This window comes from Blautia sp. CAG:237 (genome assembly GCF_000436615.1).
Classification (GTDB): Bacteria; Bacillota; Clostridia; order Lachnospirales; family Lachnospiraceae; genus Blautia_A; species Blautia_A intestinihominis.
Genome location: NZ_FR886772.1, coordinates 1 through 15,678 on the forward strand (window position 1 = coordinate 1; position 15,678 = coordinate 15,678).

Annotated in this window: 13 protein-coding genes; 5 read left to right on the top strand and 8 right to left on the bottom strand. The window is 45.0% G+C overall.

Annotation, left to right across the window (positions count from 1 at the left end; all coding sequences use genetic code 11):
• Window positions 1-651: 651 nt before the first annotated feature.
• From QZL69_RS13430 to QZL69_RS13440, 3 genes are read right to left on the bottom strand one after another with little or no spacing between them, the layout of a single operon-like run.
• Window positions 652-1,584 (bottom strand): AEC family transporter, encoded by a 933-nt coding sequence (locus tag QZL69_RS13430; RefSeq protein WP_022215707.1) that lies wholly within the window; start codon window positions 1,582-1,584, stop codon window positions 652-654.
• Between the two features lie 3 nt (window positions 1,585-1,587).
• Window positions 1,588-2,145, bottom strand: coding sequence for an NUDIX hydrolase (locus tag QZL69_RS13435; RefSeq protein WP_022215708.1), 558 nt, complete (start codon window positions 2,143-2,145; stop codon window positions 1,588-1,590).
• Complete coding sequence (locus QZL69_RS13440; RefSeq protein ID WP_022215709.1) at window positions 2,132-3,421, bottom strand: DNA polymerase Y family protein; 1,290 nt, start codon at window positions 3,419-3,421, stop codon at window positions 2,132-2,134. The genes QZL69_RS13435 and QZL69_RS13440 overlap by 14 nt, the downstream gene beginning before the upstream one ends.
• A 377-nt stretch (window positions 3,422-3,798) precedes the next feature.
• Here QZL69_RS13440 and QZL69_RS13445 point away from each other — a divergent pair, with 377 nt between their 5' ends.
• Both QZL69_RS13445 and QZL69_RS13450 read left to right on the top strand, forming a co-directional pair.
• Entirely contained in the window at window positions 3,799-4,419 is a 621-nt protein-coding gene (locus QZL69_RS13445) for a hypothetical protein (RefSeq protein ID WP_022215710.1), read from the top strand.
• Window positions 4,420-4,534: 115 nt separating this feature from the next.
• Entirely contained in the window at window positions 4,535-4,669 is a 135-nt protein-coding gene (locus QZL69_RS13450) for a hypothetical protein (RefSeq protein WP_291519794.1), read from the top strand.
• A 283-nt stretch (window positions 4,670-4,952) separates the two neighbouring features.
• Here QZL69_RS13450 and QZL69_RS13455 read toward each other — a convergent pair whose 3' ends face one another.
• The 4 genes from QZL69_RS13455 to QZL69_RS13470 form a co-directional block, all read right to left on the bottom strand.
• Window positions 4,953-5,657, bottom strand: a complete 705-nt coding sequence (locus QZL69_RS13455) for a hypothetical protein (RefSeq protein ID WP_022215712.1) — start codon at window positions 5,655-5,657, stop codon at window positions 4,953-4,955.
• A 137-nt stretch (window positions 5,658-5,794) separates the two neighbouring features.
• Window positions 5,795-8,302 carry a glycoside hydrolase family 3 protein gene (locus tag QZL69_RS13460; protein ID WP_022215713.1) on the bottom strand — a complete coding sequence of 836 codons (2,508 nt, stop codon included), beginning with the start codon at window positions 8,300-8,302 and terminating at the stop codon, window positions 5,795-5,797.
• A 9-nt stretch (window positions 8,303-8,311) separates the two neighbouring features.
• Entirely contained in the window at window positions 8,312-8,545 is a 234-nt protein-coding gene (locus QZL69_RS13465; RefSeq protein WP_022215714.1) for an HPr family phosphocarrier protein, read from the bottom strand.
• Window positions 8,546-8,610: 65 nt separating this feature from the next.
• Complete coding sequence (locus QZL69_RS13470; RefSeq protein ID WP_022215715.1) at window positions 8,611-10,179, bottom strand: alpha-L-rhamnosidase-related protein; 1,569 nt, start codon at window positions 10,177-10,179, stop codon at window positions 8,611-8,613.
• A gap of 145 nt (window positions 10,180-10,324) precedes the next feature.
• Between QZL69_RS13470 and QZL69_RS13475 the strand changes: the two genes are divergently transcribed.
• Together QZL69_RS13475 and QZL69_RS13480 are read left to right on the top strand one after the other, a co-directional pair.
• Window positions 10,325-11,377, top strand: a complete 1,053-nt coding sequence (locus QZL69_RS13475; RefSeq protein ID WP_022215716.1) for an AraC family transcriptional regulator — start codon at window positions 10,325-10,327, stop codon at window positions 11,375-11,377.
• A 123-nt stretch (window positions 11,378-11,500) separates the two neighbouring features.
• Complete coding sequence (locus tag QZL69_RS13480) at window positions 11,501-12,859, top strand: MATE family efflux transporter (protein ID WP_022215717.1); 1,359 nt, start codon at window positions 11,501-11,503, stop codon at window positions 12,857-12,859.
• Window positions 12,860-12,877: 18 nt separating this feature from the next.
• Here QZL69_RS13480 and QZL69_RS13485 read toward each other — a convergent pair whose 3' ends face one another.
• Window positions 12,878-14,680, bottom strand: a complete 1,803-nt coding sequence (locus tag QZL69_RS13485) for a glycoside hydrolase family 2 protein (RefSeq protein ID WP_022215718.1) — start codon at window positions 14,678-14,680, stop codon at window positions 12,878-12,880.
• Between the two features lie 324 nt (window positions 14,681-15,004).
• Between QZL69_RS13485 and QZL69_RS13490 the strand changes: the two genes are divergently transcribed.
• On the top strand, window positions 15,005-15,678 hold a 674-nt coding region (locus tag QZL69_RS13490; RefSeq protein ID WP_291519800.1), incomplete at its 3' end, for a phosphoenolpyruvate carboxykinase (ATP).

Below are 15,678 nucleotides of genomic sequence, written 5' to 3' on the forward strand. Positions count from 1 at the left end.
GTTTCTTTATATTTTATTTTATCTAGCACAACAAGTTACTTTAATATCATCTTTATTTTCCTTTAACTCAACTATCCTAAGTAATTCAGGCTCAATTATTGTTTATTCGTAACTGTTCAGTACCCTCACAGTTACGAGTCAAAATGCATTCCAAATCACCTTCGGTGATGGCATTTTGCCTTGTATGTCTCGGGATTTTGGCAAAAACATGCCAAAACACCTCGCGGGATACTACCTACTGAATAGTTATGTTTATTCATTTCTTCAATATCCTAAAAAGCGCTTGCAATACCAACAATTTTATTATACAGTATTATTGTTATTATATTTTGTTAGAACTCAGTATTTTAGGCTTTCTGAGTCTTGGAGTCACAGCGGAGATAATCACTCTATTTTTAATGATAATACAAATTGTTATCGCTTTAAAGGGAGAGATGCCTATGTGTTCAAACAATAAATTGGTGGTATACGGCGCGTACGGGGTGGTCAATTTATCTATTCTCCTTAAAATACTGGTTCAAGCGCGCTTAGGAGGTTCAAATCCTCCCCGTCCCGATTATTACAGGTTGCCTTTTGCAACCTTTTTTTATGTCAAAAGACACCAACCTCTCAGTCAGTGTCTCAATCTCTAATCTCAATTATTCAATTTCCTCACATCACCATCTCAAACAATCCCACCATCACCGGCATAGTCGCGATCGACAGCAGTGTCGTTAATACATACAGCGAACTGGAATACGCCGCGTCTTTATCATAGAGCTGTGCCATGGAAGTGACGGTTGCGCAGGCGGGTGTTATGGAGGCGAGGTAGACAGTCAGAAGAATCTGTTTAGAATCCTGTATGCTGGCGAATGTCTGGATTACTTTCATCAATCCCAAAACAAACACCGGGTAAATGAACAGGCGCAGTGCGGCGGAAAGGTAGATTCTTTTTCTGGTGAATACAGTTTTCAGTGGGACTTCTGCGATGACCATTCCTGCCAGAAGCATGCCGAGTGGACCAATCATGTTGTTCATCATGTTCAGGACGTCCTGGGCTCCGGAGGGGAGCTGGATTCGGAAGATGAACAGTACTACTCCGGCTATGATGGAGATGATGTTTACGTTCAGAAGTACTTTTTTCCACTCGAGTTTATCTTCTTCGCAGAGCATATTTTTGCAGTGAGTCCAGATCAGGATGAGCTGGATGGCAATGTAGGCACTGGAGTAGATGACGTATTCCTGACCAAGTAATTCCTGTACCAGCGGGATTACGAGGATTCCTGCGTTTGAATAGATGATCGTTGCGCGTTCGATCACGTCTAAATGGAGTGGTTTTTTCAGGATTGCGGTGAGGAGCAGAAACAGGATATGTACTGCAACTGCTGCCGCGCATGCCAGAAGTAATCCTTTCTGGACATCTGGTGTGTATTCTACCTGAAAAGCATTCAGGATCACGCACGGGATGACCAGATAAACCATGATCACGGACACACTTTTGCTCTCCGATGACTTCATAAGTCCGGCTTTTACAACTGCATATCCCATAAACATAATCACAAAAAGCTTTATGATTTCTTCCATTAATAATAAACTGATCTGCATTTTTTACACCTGCTTCTTTCTCAAAAATCTCCGTACCACCTCAAACCCGCCGCTCGGCACGCAGAATTTGTCTCGGGATTTCTGGCATTCTTCATACGTGTCTTCGAGGTCGAACCATTCTACAGATTCTACCTCTTCTTTCTGTAAAACAAGGTCATTGATGTCTACCGGCTGGCTGTAGATGTAGACGAAGGCTAGTTCTTCGTCGCGGAACAGTTTGCCGTGGAATTCTTTGGCGAAGGAGATGGGGAAGGTTCCGGCGAATTGGAGCTGGACTGGAGTGCCCTGGATGCCGAGTTCTTCGTGGAGTTCGCGGAGTGCGGACTCCAGGGGCTCATCTCCGGCCTGGATGTGACCTGCGGAGGAGGTGTCGAATTTGCCGGGGAAGGAGTCTTTGTTCTTGGAGCGTTTCTGGAGTAAAACTTCGGTTCTTCCATCTTTTTGGCAGATGATCCAGATGTGAGCGGTTCGGTGAGGGATGCCGTCTGTGTGTGCTTTCTCGCGGGTTACTGTCTTGCCTGTGGGATTTCCTTTTTCGTCTATGATGTCAAATATTTCCATTGTCGTCTGTGCCTTTCTTCGCTTGTCTGCCGCGTTTTGTTTCGAGTTCATTCTGCATCTGTGCGCGGGCTTTTCGCGCGATGCCGGAGTTGCTGTTCATGATGCTCGCGCGGGTGATCTTGTCGTTGCCGTATTTCTGCCGGATCGTATCGAGTGCCGCGTCCAGTTTCCGGTGGCGTTCTTTGTTTTCGGTGTTTTCAAATAAGGATAACTGTTCGTATTCGTCGTCGGAAAGGTTCGTGAGTGCTACTCCAATCAGCCGGAGGGGTTCGCCTTTCCAGAATTCGCGGAAGAGTTTTTTGGCCTGTTTGTATATCTCGTCTGTCACATCTGTTGCATTCTGGAAGGTTGCCTGGTGGGATTTCTTTTTGAAGTCCAGGGTACGGAATGTGACAGCTACGGACAGGCATTTTTTCTGCTGCCTGCGCATTCTTGTGGCTACTATATCGCACTGTTCCAGAAGGATCGGGAAGACCTGTTCCAGCGAGATAATATCTTCATTAAAGGTGGTTTCTGCGCTGAATCCTTTTGCTTCGTCTGCCTGTTCTTTGACCGGAGAATCATCGTTTCCGAGGGCATACTGGTGAAGCTGGTGTCCGTTTTTGCTGCCCAGTAATGCCTGGATATCAGTCTCTTTTGCACGGGCAAGATCACCGATTGTATGGATGCCGATTTCGTTCAGTTTCTTCTCAGATGCTTTCCCAAGAAAGAGCAGGTTTCGGATGGGAAGCGGCCACATTTTTGTCTCGATCTCATCTGGAAAAAGGGTGTGGACTTTGTCTGGTTTTTCAAAATCGGATGCCATCTTTGCCAGCAGTTTGTTGGTAGATACGCCTACATTTACGGTGAATCCCAGTTCTCTGTGTATCCTGTCTTTGATCTCATGGGCGGCTGCGATCGGGTCCGGATAAAGCAGGGACATTCCTGTCATATCGAGAAAAACTTCATCGATGGAAAAGGATTCCATAATCGGTGTATACGAAGCGCAGATTTCTTTGAACGCTCTGGAGCATTTCACATAAAGATCAAAATCGCTCTGTACGATCACGAGCTCCGGGCATTTCCGAAGTGCCATTGCCATCGGTTCTCCTGTCTGGATTCCGTATTTTTTTGCCGGAATGGATTTGGCTACTACGATTCCGGTACGCTTCTTCGGATCACCGCCAATGCATGCCGGAATGTCCCGAAGATCCGGCAGTCCCTGGTCTATCCTTCGCACGGATTCCCAGGAAAGAAACGCGCTGTTTACATCTATATGAAAAATCAAACGGTCCATACTTATCCCTTCCTTTCGCTGTAGTTTCATCTCTTACATATGTTCGAAGTAGGTTGCCACGTCCAGATATGCCTCTATCAGTTCTTCCAGTGTCATTTTGCCCTCTACAAAAATCAATAATACCAATCTTTTCTTATTATATCATGCTCTGTCGGGCGCATCCTACAAAATTTTACATTTTTTTGTATCCAAGCAGTTGCTTTTACAATGGAAGCTCCAAAAAACTGTCGTTTATCTACTTTACAAACACGCAAATTTTTTATAAAAAAATAGAAAAAAGGGAGTTTTATTGGACTGAATAAAGAGTATAATAGAAAGTGCAAGAACAAATAGGACTTGCTCATATCAGTATAAAATAGAAAGGTTAAGAAGCAGATATGAAGATTACATCCAGCTATGGCGTAGAATTACGAAAACATAATATCCCGATACGTCAGACGCTGGATGTTTACAGGTCTGCTGTCAGCTATCTGACAGAAATTTATGAGCAGGTATGGGAAGAACTGGAAAGTATTCAAGAAGCTAAGAAACGTTTCAATGAAGCAGAACACCTGATACATACAACGAAAAAGAATCAGACCCGTTTTGATTTTGATGTTCTTTTCCCAAAGATGCCTTGCTACCTAAGAAGGGCAGCCATCCAGCATGCCCTGGGAAGCGTATCCTCTTACAAAACTCGAATGAGATTGTTGGAAAAATCAGTCCAGATAGAAGGAAAGCCGAAACTTGTATATGAGAACCATGCAGATATAATTGTTTTCGAATACCTGAAGACAAAAGGAAAGATATCCGGGAGAAAGAAACAGAGACTGCATCTGTGGAGAAAACGGGATATCCAGAAACGCTGTGAACATCAGGTACATAGAAATGGAATACGGGTATCGAGGATCTGTGCGTGGAACACCAGCAGGCTTGCATATGATGGAACAGGAACCGTTGTCCGTGATCCGAAAAATCACAGCCTGTGTGTATTTCAGACAGGAAAACGATATAATTAGGGCATCTATCCAGAATGCCCTGGGAAGTGTGTCTTCTTACAAAACCCGACTGGGTTTGTGGGAGAAAACAGACCGGTTAGAAGGAAAACCGAGACTTGTATATGAGAACCATGCTATGCCGGTTTTTTACCGTGATGTGATGTACCGGGAGGATGAAGGCGGGAAGGACGCTGCTTATCTGAAATTATATGATGGACATGACTGGAAGTGGTTCCATGTACGGAGAGAACTTTTGCCCCCCTTCCGGTAACGGAAAGGTCTTTGCTGGAGGCAAACGTCCCTGCAGTAAAACGTAGAACCTCATGTGTTTATGCGGACCTGAGGAAACTCAGTTCAGAAATGAACTTAAGAGCCGCATAAATGCAGGCAGATATACAGCGGACTACCTGTCATGTGGGAACCTGCCGTATCCGGCATGCACCAGTTCTGTCTGCATTGCAATTTATATGCTCGTATAAAATAATTGTGCAATATAAAAGAGAGCTCAAAAGGCAGTTTCGCATGGCCGATTCTTCCTTTTCAGGTCTCTGTTTTTATTCTTTTTTCTGGTATTTTGTGCGGAGCAGCCATTTCTGGTCGATGACTTTGAGTTCTTCTCCAAACCGGATATGAAGGCTTACGGAACCTGTTCCCTGTTCGATTTCTTCAATGCATCCTTCTCCGAATTTCGGATGACAGATCACTTCTCCCACCTCATATTTCACGATACTTGCCTGACTGTTTTTGTGCTCCTGCTGCCTCCTATATGTGTCACGGATTGCCACAGTCTTGTCGTGGATCGGACTTTTGAGTTTCTTTTCGTAGTCATGTTTCATCAGGGCTTCCCCTGCCTTGTAGTAAGGTGTCGGCGCGGCCCCTACCAGAGAACAGCAGTATTTCCACGCGCTTCCGTGAAGTCCTGGCTGCCACTGATATTCACGTGGGATCGTGATATGATGTTCCATGTAGTGGGCATATTCGTGTCTGTAGAGATCCATCCGGTCTTCTTTTGTAAGAGGATTTTTTACCCCGTATCCTACGAAGAGAAGGGAAAAATGAAAGTGTTCTTTTTCATGATGCCCTGCTCTTGTATAGGAACCCAGAGTGTCTGTTTCAAATCCAAAAGTGATCGGGATCTGGGCTCCGCGAAGATGAAATTTCCGATCCAGTTCCCGGTAGAGGGCACGGATCTGCGCCGTCAGTATTGTCGTTTCTTTCTGTAGTGTTGCATACAGATCTGTATAATTTCTGTCGTCCATGATTTCTCCATTTGTATTTCGTTCACTGATTCTCTATCATATACTGAACTTGCCATCTTGTAAACCAAAAATATGCACAAAAACAGGACAACATATAGCTTTCACTACTGCTGTCCCGTTTCTATCTCATTTATTTTTTACTGAAGATACTGGTTAGATTTCCAGATCACACTCACCAGTCGTGCGATACACGCTTTCAGGTCTTCAATCTTAAGAGTTCCCTCTGCCAGTTCTTTGTGCATATTATCGTGATCTCCGAAGCATCCCGGCATTACCAGGTCGTTTCCTGCTCTCATGCAGCCGGATGCTGTACAGTTATCTCCCTGTTCTGTAGTCGTCCAGTCTGTCATGATCGCACCTTTGAATCCCCATTCATTTCTTGCGGACTCTGTGCAGAGATCATAGTTGTTTGCTGCATGAACACCATTGATCAGGTTATAGCTAGTCATGATGGACATCGGCTGTGCCTGTCTGATCGCGATCTCGAATCCTTTCAGATAAACCTCGCGAAGTGCACGCTCAGATACAACGCTGTCTGATCCCATACGGTTGTCTTCCTGATTGTTGCATGCAAAATGTTTGATCGTTGTTCCACATCCATAATTGGACTGCACGCCCTCTGTCATAGCTGCTGCGATCGTTCCGGATACATATGGGTCCTCTGAGTAGTACTCGAAGTTTCTTCCACAGAGCGGATTTCTGTGGATGTTCATTCCCGGTGCCAACCAGAGTGTCACGCCGAAGTGCTCCATCTCGGTTCCGATCATTGCTCCGACTTCGCGGATCAGTTCCTGGTTCCAGGTCTGTGCAAGCAGAGTTCCTACCGGAATCGCTGTACAGTACTGATAATATCTTTCTCCCGGAAGTTCTCTGGAATCATCATAGAATAATCCACCTTCCAGACTGAATTCGAACGGCATGCTGACAATGCTGCCTTCATTGACATGATAATATTTCATCAGTCGAAGTCCTGCCGGTCCGTCTGCAAGGACGATGCTTGCAAGTCCTTTATCTACAGCACAGCGGTGTGTCTCTCCTGCAGAACCCGGAACAGAAATGCCTGCTGCCCCAAGGTTTCCCCCCTGTGCTTTTCCCGGGTCTCCGGCTGCCAGATCGATCAGTTCTTCTTCTGTCAGGGTATTTACGAAATCCATTGCCTCTCTCTCATAGAGGTCGGCATTTTTCTTATATTCTACAATCTCTGTCGTAATGTCTGCCGCATGAAGTTCCAGAACGGTCATCGCCTGCTCTCCGGCAAGTTTCTCTGCTGTTTCTGTGCGTTTTGCTGTTCTGGATGGTTCCTGTACGATTTCTTCCAGATCCTGTTTCAATGGGAAGAGGTTTTTGACCTGACGTTTCGTCACTGTGGCATCCAGTTTCATACCTCCACAGAGTTTCGCACTGGCAAGGCTGTTTCCGATCCAGATGCCGTAGAAGCCTTTTTCCAGGATCCATGCTGCGCTCTCTTCATCGTAGGAAGTCAGTGCATCTACTGTCACTTCCATGGTGACTTCTTCTGTTTCGCCAGGTTTCAGTTCGGCAGTCTTGGCGTAAGCTGCCAGACGGTGTGCTTCTTTTTCCAGAGTGCCTCCCGGCAGGGATGCATAGACCTGTACGACTTCTTTGCCAGACACTTTGCCTGTGTTCTTTACAGATGCTGAAATGCTGATCTTTTCAGCTGATATTTTTACCAGACGGTAGTTGCTTATCTCAAAGTCTGTATAGGAAAGTCCATATCCGAAGCCATAGCGGACCGGAACTTCAAAGGTATCGAAATAACGGTATCCTACATAAATTCCCTCTTCGTAAAGCTCGGTCTGCACATTTCCGTTATTATGTGAAAACTTCTCAGAATTCGGATAATCCTCATATTCATATGCCCAGGTATCTGCAAGTTTGCCGGATGGATTTGCCTTGCCGGAAAGGATGTCGGCAACTGCATTTCCGCCTTCCATGCCAGGCTGTACGATCACCAGAAGTGCTTTGATGTTCTCGAATTCATCCATGAAGGAAAGATCCACCTGTGCGCCTGCATTGATCAGAACAATGACATTTTTGTAATATGCGCAGATGTCTGCAAGTATCTGGTATTCATCGTCGCTCAGATAATAATCGCCCTTGTCAGCGGTACGGTCGGAACCTTCTCCTGCGATCCGGCTCAGGACATAGATTGCTGTGTCTGCGTCCTCAGCTGGTTTCTGTACCTGATCTCCTGCCGGCATTTTGAATGGAGTGGTGCTGTATACAGAAAAGAAATCCATGGTGTCTGCGCCTTCACCTGTTTTTGAAAGGATACTTCTCTTCCATTCCTGGCGTGCATTCTCGTAGATCTTGTCGTAACTTGCGATCCAGTCTTCTGTTGTCACCTGAAATCCGGCGTTTTTGATTCCCTGGAAAACGGAAACATTTTCACGTTCATTGACATCTCCGGAACCTGTTCCTCCTTTGATGGTCCTTCCTGCGCCTGTGCCATAAAGTGCAACGTTGCTTCCGGCTTTCAGGGGAAGAAGATTGTCTTCGTTCTTAAGAAGGACGATTCCTTCTGCTGCCGCACGGCGTGCAACCTTGCGGTGTTCTGTCTCCCATGGCTGAACTTCCGGATCTGTGGTGCCGGAAAATGCTCTCTCTTTCAAAATTCGTGTCATGATTATTCCTTATTCCTCTCCGATAAAATCTGCAAATGTTTCTTTTATTTTCTGCTCATCCTCCGTACCTGCATTCAGGATCAGCGGCTTGCTTAAGTCCAGGCTGAAAATTTCCATGATGGATTTTGCATCTACATAATATTTACCGCTCTGCAGATCCATATCACAGTCAAATTTACTGCAAAGTTTGTTAAATTTATCTGCGTCCTGCATAGATACGATCTTTACTGTTAATTTTACCATAATCTGACTCCCTTTTCACGCTTTTATTCAGGCGGATCTTCCGACCCGCCCTGCTTATTGTTTATTTAGTTAAAGTACTTTCTGAGAAGATAAGTCGGTGTGCAGCTCCATGCGTGGCAGTAGCTGTTTACAATGCTGCTTCCATATGGAGATTCTGCCGGGTTTTCCGGATTGTAGAGTTCCCAGAAGGTATCTGCACCGTGGCTGATCATGCCGCCCCAGTAATATTTCATGTATTCCATTGCCTGGTCTTTTTTGCCGCACATCAGAAGTGCTTCCACATAATGATGGTTCATGTACGGAGAGACCATTCCTTTTTCCGGTTTCAGCTCATCCAGCTTATCGAGCATTGCACTGCCTTCTTCGATGCTGACTGCACCTGCAAGGATTAGCCATACCTGGCTTGCGTAGTTGATCTGTTTTTCCTCGCCACTTACGAACAGGCCTGTTTTCTCATCCAGAAGATATTTTCTGACTGCTGCAGTCTTTTCTTCTGCTTCTTTTGCAAGTTCTTCTGCTTTTGCTGTATCTCCAAGGATCTCTGCGATCTTCTGTACTTTTTTTGCACAGTAGATGTAAACGCCCTGCATTGCAGTCTGTTTGTTCAGTCCTTCCGTCCAGTCGATGAAGCCCCAGAATCCTTCGCCGTTTTTCATCAGATGTCTCGCATCAAACTGCTCTCCGGCGATCTCCATCTGGCGGTATGCACATTTGCTTAAATCTTCCAGCGTTTCTCTGTCGCCGGATGCCTCATAATAATCCAGAAGTGTTGCGCCGAAAAACATGGAATAGTCCAGAAGGAAGGTATCATCTACGATGAATTTTGGCTCTGTGAACAGGCAGGCACTTACCTGACCGTTGTCTTTTGTCTGTCCTGCGAACAGGTACAGGCATCTTTTTACCAGATCCATGTTGTGGAATGTTTCGTAGTTTGCAAGTGCCTGAAGTCTCAGGTCTCCGAGCCACAGACGGCGGTCTCTCTTCGGTCCGTCCTCAAAAACGGACTGCATGCAGTTGTACAATGTACGAAGGCTGACTTTGTCCAGTTTACGGATCATTTCGTCATCACTCTCTACCTGTTTCACATCTTCCATGCGGACAGAAGAAACGCTGGTGCAATATACATCTTCCACTACCATCTGCCATTTCAGGGAAGTGTCGATTGCCTCAATCTCCATATAACGGAATGCGTATCTTCTTGGAAGTTTCAGTTCTGCCGGAAGGACATCGATATGGATGAATTCTTCCTGGATCCAGCCACGGCTGATCCATCCATCATAATCTGCGGAATCCTCAGTCATCTCTTTTGCGATCTCACCAAATTTCAGTCTGAAAAATGCCGGTGCATCCTGCGGGCTTCCCACAGAATTCAGTTTCAGAGTGACATATCCTACCTGATGATCACCGAAATCCAGGCAGATCCTGTCGCCTTTTGCCATATGATAGGTGGAAAGATTTTCGATGTCATCTTTTTTCGAAACTTGCGGAAAAACCTCCTCTGTCTTTACGATATCTACGATAGAAACCGGACGGACTACTGTCTTGATAAGTTCCGGTGCACACGCTTCTGCTTTTTTTACAAAATCATCATTGGTTACTCGAACCATATTTAAATCAATACTTACTGCTGGCATTCTGCTTTTTCCTCCAATTTTTTCTATATATCACTTTACCTTTTTCTGCTGTATTTTCCAATTGTCTTTTTTTCTGTAAAACAGTGATGTTTTTTTCGATAGATATGCGCTATACTTTTATTACATAATAAGGGAGAGGTTCTATATGAAACTTACCAGAGAAGAATTTCGGAAATACATCTTTTCTTACAATGAAGATGAAGCCTTTTATAAAAAACTTTATTTACAAAAAAAGAAGGATTCTGAGACATTTCAGGACTACTGCCTCAATCTGGATCGAAACTTTATTTTGGAACATCACCTGTATGTTCCTGAACTTCTGAGCGGATCCTGGTCTCCTTATATGGAAGAAAAAGATTTCTTTCAGGATACAGTCGAGAATATCATGCTTTACAAGCACTATCGCTACACACCTGTTTTTTCTCATGAGCATGAATTTTTTGAGATTCTCTGTGTGTATGACGGCACTGCTGATACTACGATCCAGGGGATACGGCACACGCTGCATACGGGTGATATCTGCATCATCCCGCCGAATACCACGCACAGTGTCGGGATCTTTGATGACAGCACGGCTTTTAATATCCTGGTGCGCGGTACGACGTTTCAGTCTACTTTCTTCCAGTCACTGACGGCTGACAGTGCCCTGGCGCAGTTTTTTGCACATGTGCTATACCGCAAGACGGAGGGAAATTATCTGATCTTCCATAGTGGAGATGATGTACGGATCCGCGATATGCTGGAAAATCTCTATATTGAGTATCTCGGCCACGAGAAATACAGCTATACCTTTCTCAACTCCATGCTGGTCATGTTCTGGGCGATGCTGCTTCGTTATCACGAGAACGATATCGAATCCATACTTACAAAAGATACTGCCGGAAATTCTGTCACAGAAATCCTGAACTATCTGAACCAGCATTACCAGACAGTTACGCTGAGCGAGACAGCCAGCCATTTTGGTTACAGTATTTCCCATTTCAGCACCCTGATCAAAGAAAGTACCGGAAAAACTTTTCTTCAGATCATCCGGGATATCAAGCTGAATCAGGCGTGCCGTGCGCTGCGGGAAACTTCCCTGAGCAACCCTGCGATCTGTGAGCTTGTTGGATATGAAAGCCCGGAACATTTCATGCGCACTTTCAAGAAAACTTATGGGATGACTCCTGGCGAATATCGCAGGAAAAATAAGGAATAAATTTTCACAAAAATAAAGTTTTTTTATCTTCCTAACTTTTTTTGTATATCCTCTTTACAATCCTCGAATCCTGTCGTATCTTAAAGACAGGTGAGAAAATCAATCAATATCGAGGTTTATGTTATGTGTGAAAATTCAAAGAAAAAGGCCCGTTCGATCACGATGACGACGGGCTCTTTGTGGAGAAATATTTTTCTGTTCAGTATTCCGCTGATGTGCTCTCAGCTTCTGGAAGTTATCTTTAACTTAAGCGACGTTGCTGTTGTTGGCCGGTTCGCAGATTATAAGGCACTTGGAGCGGTCGGTTCTACGACGCTGCTGGTAACATTGTTTGTGGGATTTCTGATCGGTATGGGCAGCGGTGTTAATGTCCGGGTCGCCCACGCACTTGGCTCCGGGGACCGACAGGTCACTGAGAACACCATTCATTCAGCTCTGCTCCTCTGTGCACTGATGGGACTGCTGGTCGGTGCTGTGTGCTTCTTCTTTTCCGGCGGGATGCTTAAACTTTTGAACACCAAGGATGATCTGATCGGGCAGGCTTCCCTTTACCTGAAGATTTACGCGGTCGGTCTTCCTGCGATGGGTGTTTACAACTTTGGTAATGGAGTGTTAAGTGCCCGCGGAGATACGAAACGCCCGCTTTATTATCTGGCTGCAGCCGGTGTTCTGAATGTTATTTTGAACCTGTTTTTTGTCATCGTATTACATATGGCAGCCGCGGGTGTTGCCACAGCTACTGCGATCGCACAGTATGCTTCTGCCGCTCTGATTATGACGCATCTGCTTCGCCGCAGGGATGAATGCCATGTTTCACTGAAAAAAGTCAGACTGCACAAGGACACCAGCATTGCCATCCTGATGATCGGGGTCCCGGCAGGTATCCAGAATGCGATCTTTGCGATCGCAAACCTGTTCGTACAGAGCGGTGTCAATTCCTTTGATACCTATATGGTCTCCGGAAATGCGGCGGCTACCAATGCGGACACGATCATTTATAATGTCATGTATGCTTTTTATATCGCATGTTCCAGTTTTATGAGCCAGAACTACGGTGCAGGAAACAAAAAAAGAGTTCTGAAGAGCTACTTTATCAGCCTGTTTTATTCCTTCAGTATAGGACTGATCCTTGGACTGCTCCTCTTTCTCTTTGGTCATCAGTTCCTGTCACTGTTTGCCACGGATGCTGCCGTTATCGATGCCGGCATGCAGCGGATCAAGATCATGGCGTTTTCTTACTGTGTGTCCTCTTTTATGGACTGTACGATCGCCGCATCCCGTGGGATCGGAAAGACCATCATCCCGACGATCATTATCATCATGGGCTCCTGCGTCTTCCGTATCATATGGATCTACACGATCTTTGCCTGGGTCCACACCATCCCGGCACTGTTTCTTCTGTATCTGTTTTCATGGATCATCACATCGATCGCAGAGATCATCTACTTTACTGTCAGCTACCGGAAACTCAGCGTCCGGTAGCTGATTTTTTATTCTTTATTAAAAAGGCTCGATCTTCCGCACTTCACGATCATAAGTAAAAACACCGTTGACCTCTTCTTCCACATCTGTCCACTGTGTGTAGATACTGGCACTTAAGCCCTGTGGGATCAGATTTCGCACACCCTGCCATCTTTCGAGGAAACGCTTCTCGAGATCTTTTTTGTTTTTGCAGATTCCATAGCCGTATAGTTTTTCTTTTGCACAGTGACCTGGTTCCCGATAGCTGTAACCGCCAAATTCTGAAAGAACGGAAGCCCTCTCTCGTTCCGGGCGGATGAACAATTTAAAGAAATAATTATGCAGGCTGGAAAAATCTCCGCCTCCCTGGTCAAACCATCCACTTGCCTGATCGATCAGCCGGTTCGGATCAAGTCTGCGGACGATCCTGGTCATATCCTCTGTCTGAAACTGTCCCCAGCCTTCGTTGAAGATCACCCATGCCGCAATGCTGGGATGATTTCCAAGAAGCCGGATCGTCTCTTTCATTTCCCGGATAAATTCCAGGCGGCCGGCTTTTGCTTCTCTGGAAAGCAGTCTCGGATAAACGTCACGCATTGGGATCCGAAGCCAGGAAAGCAGAGTCGCACCGTAAGTTACAAACCAGTGTTTATAGTAACTTCCACCATTGACCATATCCTGCCAGACTACGATTCCAAGTCTGTCGCAGTGATAATACCATCGCTGCGGCTCGATCTTGAGATGCTTCCGCACCATGTTGAAGCCGGTCTTTTTCATTTCCTGGATGTCAAAGATCATCGCTGCATCAGATGGCGGCGTGTACAGACTCTCCGGCCAGTATCCCTGGTCGAGCACGCCATTCTGGAATTGTACTTCGCCGTTAAGACAGATCCGCAGGAATTCCTCATGAACTTTCGTTTCCAGAGAAAACTTCCGCATGGCGAAATAGCTGATGGCTCTGTCGTCTCCCAACTTTACTTCAAAATAATAAAGATACGGAGTTTCACAGTTCCACAGAGAAATGGACTCAATCGGGATCTCGATCCATTTGTCACTTACAGCCAGTACTGCTGTTTCCAGCATATCCTCTGTAGAAATCTGTGACGGTTTCACTACCGGATCTGGATAAAGTCCTGGTTTTCGTATTTTTATTTCTATCGGAAGATTTCTGGAAAGTTTATCCACATTCTTTTTATCTGTACTATAACTGGAACTTACTTTGATCCTGATGATCTTTTTCTCGATATCCGGAACTGTTTTTATTTCTTTTATGTAGGTTTCCGGCACTTTTTCCAGCCATACTGTCTGCCAGATGCCGCTCTGGGCGGTATAAAACATGCCGCCTGCATTAAGTTTCTGTTTTCCCTTCGAATGGTAGGAAGTATCACTCAAGTCTTTGACAGCTACTATAAGTTCATTTGCGCTTTCCTGCGCGTATCTGGAAATATCCACTTCAAACGGAAGATATCCTCCCGTATGACGTTTCACCTTATGTCCGTTAATCCGAACTTCACAGGACTGATCTACCGCACCGAAATGGAGCAGGATGCGGTTTTGCCCCTTTTCTCTGTCCCAGCCCGGAAGATCGAAATTTCTCCGGTACCACAGATATTCATCTGGTTTAAGCTGACGTCCGACTCCTGAAAGAGCTGTCTCAGGCGAAAACGGCACGAGGATCCTGCCCTCATACTGCTGTGGCTGTTTATAGTCTATAGTAAAAGCATAATCCCACCAGCCATTGAGGATCTGATAATCTTCTCTCATCAGAAGTGGTCTCGGATATTCCTCCAGCACATGATCCCTGTCGAGATTTTTTCCCCATCTTGTGTAAAGCTGCTTCATAAGATTCCCGTCCTTTCTGATGATATTTCTGCCTGGTGATGCCAGCAAATGCTTTCTATATTATATATAGAAGATTTTTTTTTATTCATTGTACATTTGGGGAATACTTATGTCAAGAAAGCAGGATAATGCTGAAATCACTGCCCAAACACGACATGCAGTGTTAAATTATTATCATTTTTTCAAAATTTAATGGTTTTTTTATTGCTTTTATTGATGAATTATGTATAATAATCTCTATGAGAAGTCGGAGTGTTCCACTTCTTAGAGGTTAAAGCAGCCAGCATATAGATGGCTCCAATAAAGAAGAGAGGTAAATGTAAGATGGCAAAAATCGATTTAACTAAGTATGGCATCACAGGTACAACAGAAGTTGTATACAATCCTTCTTATGAAGTATTATTCGAGGAAGAGACTAAAGCAGGTCTTGAAGGCTTCGAAGTAGGACAGGAAACAGAACTTGGCGCTGTTAACGTTATGACAGGTATCTATACAGGACGTTCTCCTAAAGATAAATTCATCGTTATGGATGAGAACTCCAAAGATACCGTTTGGTGGACTTCTGATGAATACAAGAATGACAACCATCCTGCAACACAGGAAGCTTGGGCAGCTTGTAAAGCACTTGCTCAGAAAGAACTTTCCAACAAGAAACTTTTCGTAGTTGACGCATTCTGCGGTGCTAACGCTGATACTCGTATGGCTATCCGTTTCATCGTTGAAGTTGCATGGCAGGCACACTTTGTTACAAACATGTTCATCCAGCCAACAGCTGAAGAACTTGAGACATTTGAGCCAGATTTCGTTGTATACAATGCTTCCAAAGCAAAAGTTGAAAACTACAAAGAACTTGGCCTCAACTCTGAAACAGCTGTAATGTTCAACATTACATCCAAAGAGCAGGTTATCATCAACACATGGTACGGCGGAGAAATGAAGAAAGGTATGTTCTCTATGATGAACTACTTCCTTCCACTGAAAGGCATCGCAGCTATGCA

Bases quoted from the DNA above. Each gene is read 5' to 3' on its own strand.
- QZL69_RS13430 (WP_022215707.1), bottom strand. From the start codon at position 1,584: ATGCAGATCAGTTTATTATTAATGGAAGAAATCATAAAGCTTTTTGTG.
- QZL69_RS13435 (WP_022215708.1), bottom strand. From the start codon at position 2,145: ATGGAAATATTTGACATCATAGACGAAAAAGGAAATCCCACAGGCAAG.
- QZL69_RS13440 (WP_022215709.1), bottom strand. From the start codon at position 3,421: ATGGACCGTTTGATTTTTCATATAGATGTAAACAGCGCGTTTCTTTCC.
- QZL69_RS13445 (WP_022215710.1), top strand. From the start codon at position 3,799: ATGAAGATTACATCCAGCTATGGCGTAGAATTACGAAAACATAATATC.
- QZL69_RS13450 (WP_291519794.1), top strand. From the start codon at position 4,535: ATGCCGGTTTTTTACCGTGATGTGATGTACCGGGAGGATGAAGGCGGG.
- QZL69_RS13455 (WP_022215712.1), bottom strand. From the start codon at position 5,657: ATGGACGACAGAAATTATACAGATCTGTATGCAACACTACAGAAAGAA.
- QZL69_RS13460 (WP_022215713.1), bottom strand. From the start codon at position 8,302: ATGACACGAATTTTGAAAGAGAGAGCATTTTCCGGCACCACAGATCCG.
- QZL69_RS13465 (WP_022215714.1), bottom strand. From the start codon at position 8,545: ATGGTAAAATTAACAGTAAAGATCGTATCTATGCAGGACGCAGATAAA.
- QZL69_RS13470 (WP_022215715.1), bottom strand. From the start codon at position 10,179: ATGCCAGCAGTAAGTATTGATTTAAATATGGTTCGAGTAACCAATGAT.
- QZL69_RS13475 (WP_022215716.1), top strand. From the start codon at position 10,325: ATGAAACTTACCAGAGAAGAATTTCGGAAATACATCTTTTCTTACAAT.
- QZL69_RS13480 (WP_022215717.1), top strand. From the start codon at position 11,501: ATGTGTGAAAATTCAAAGAAAAAGGCCCGTTCGATCACGATGACGACG.
- QZL69_RS13485 (WP_022215718.1), bottom strand. From the start codon at position 14,680: ATGAAGCAGCTTTACACAAGATGGGGAAAAAATCTCGACAGGGATCAT.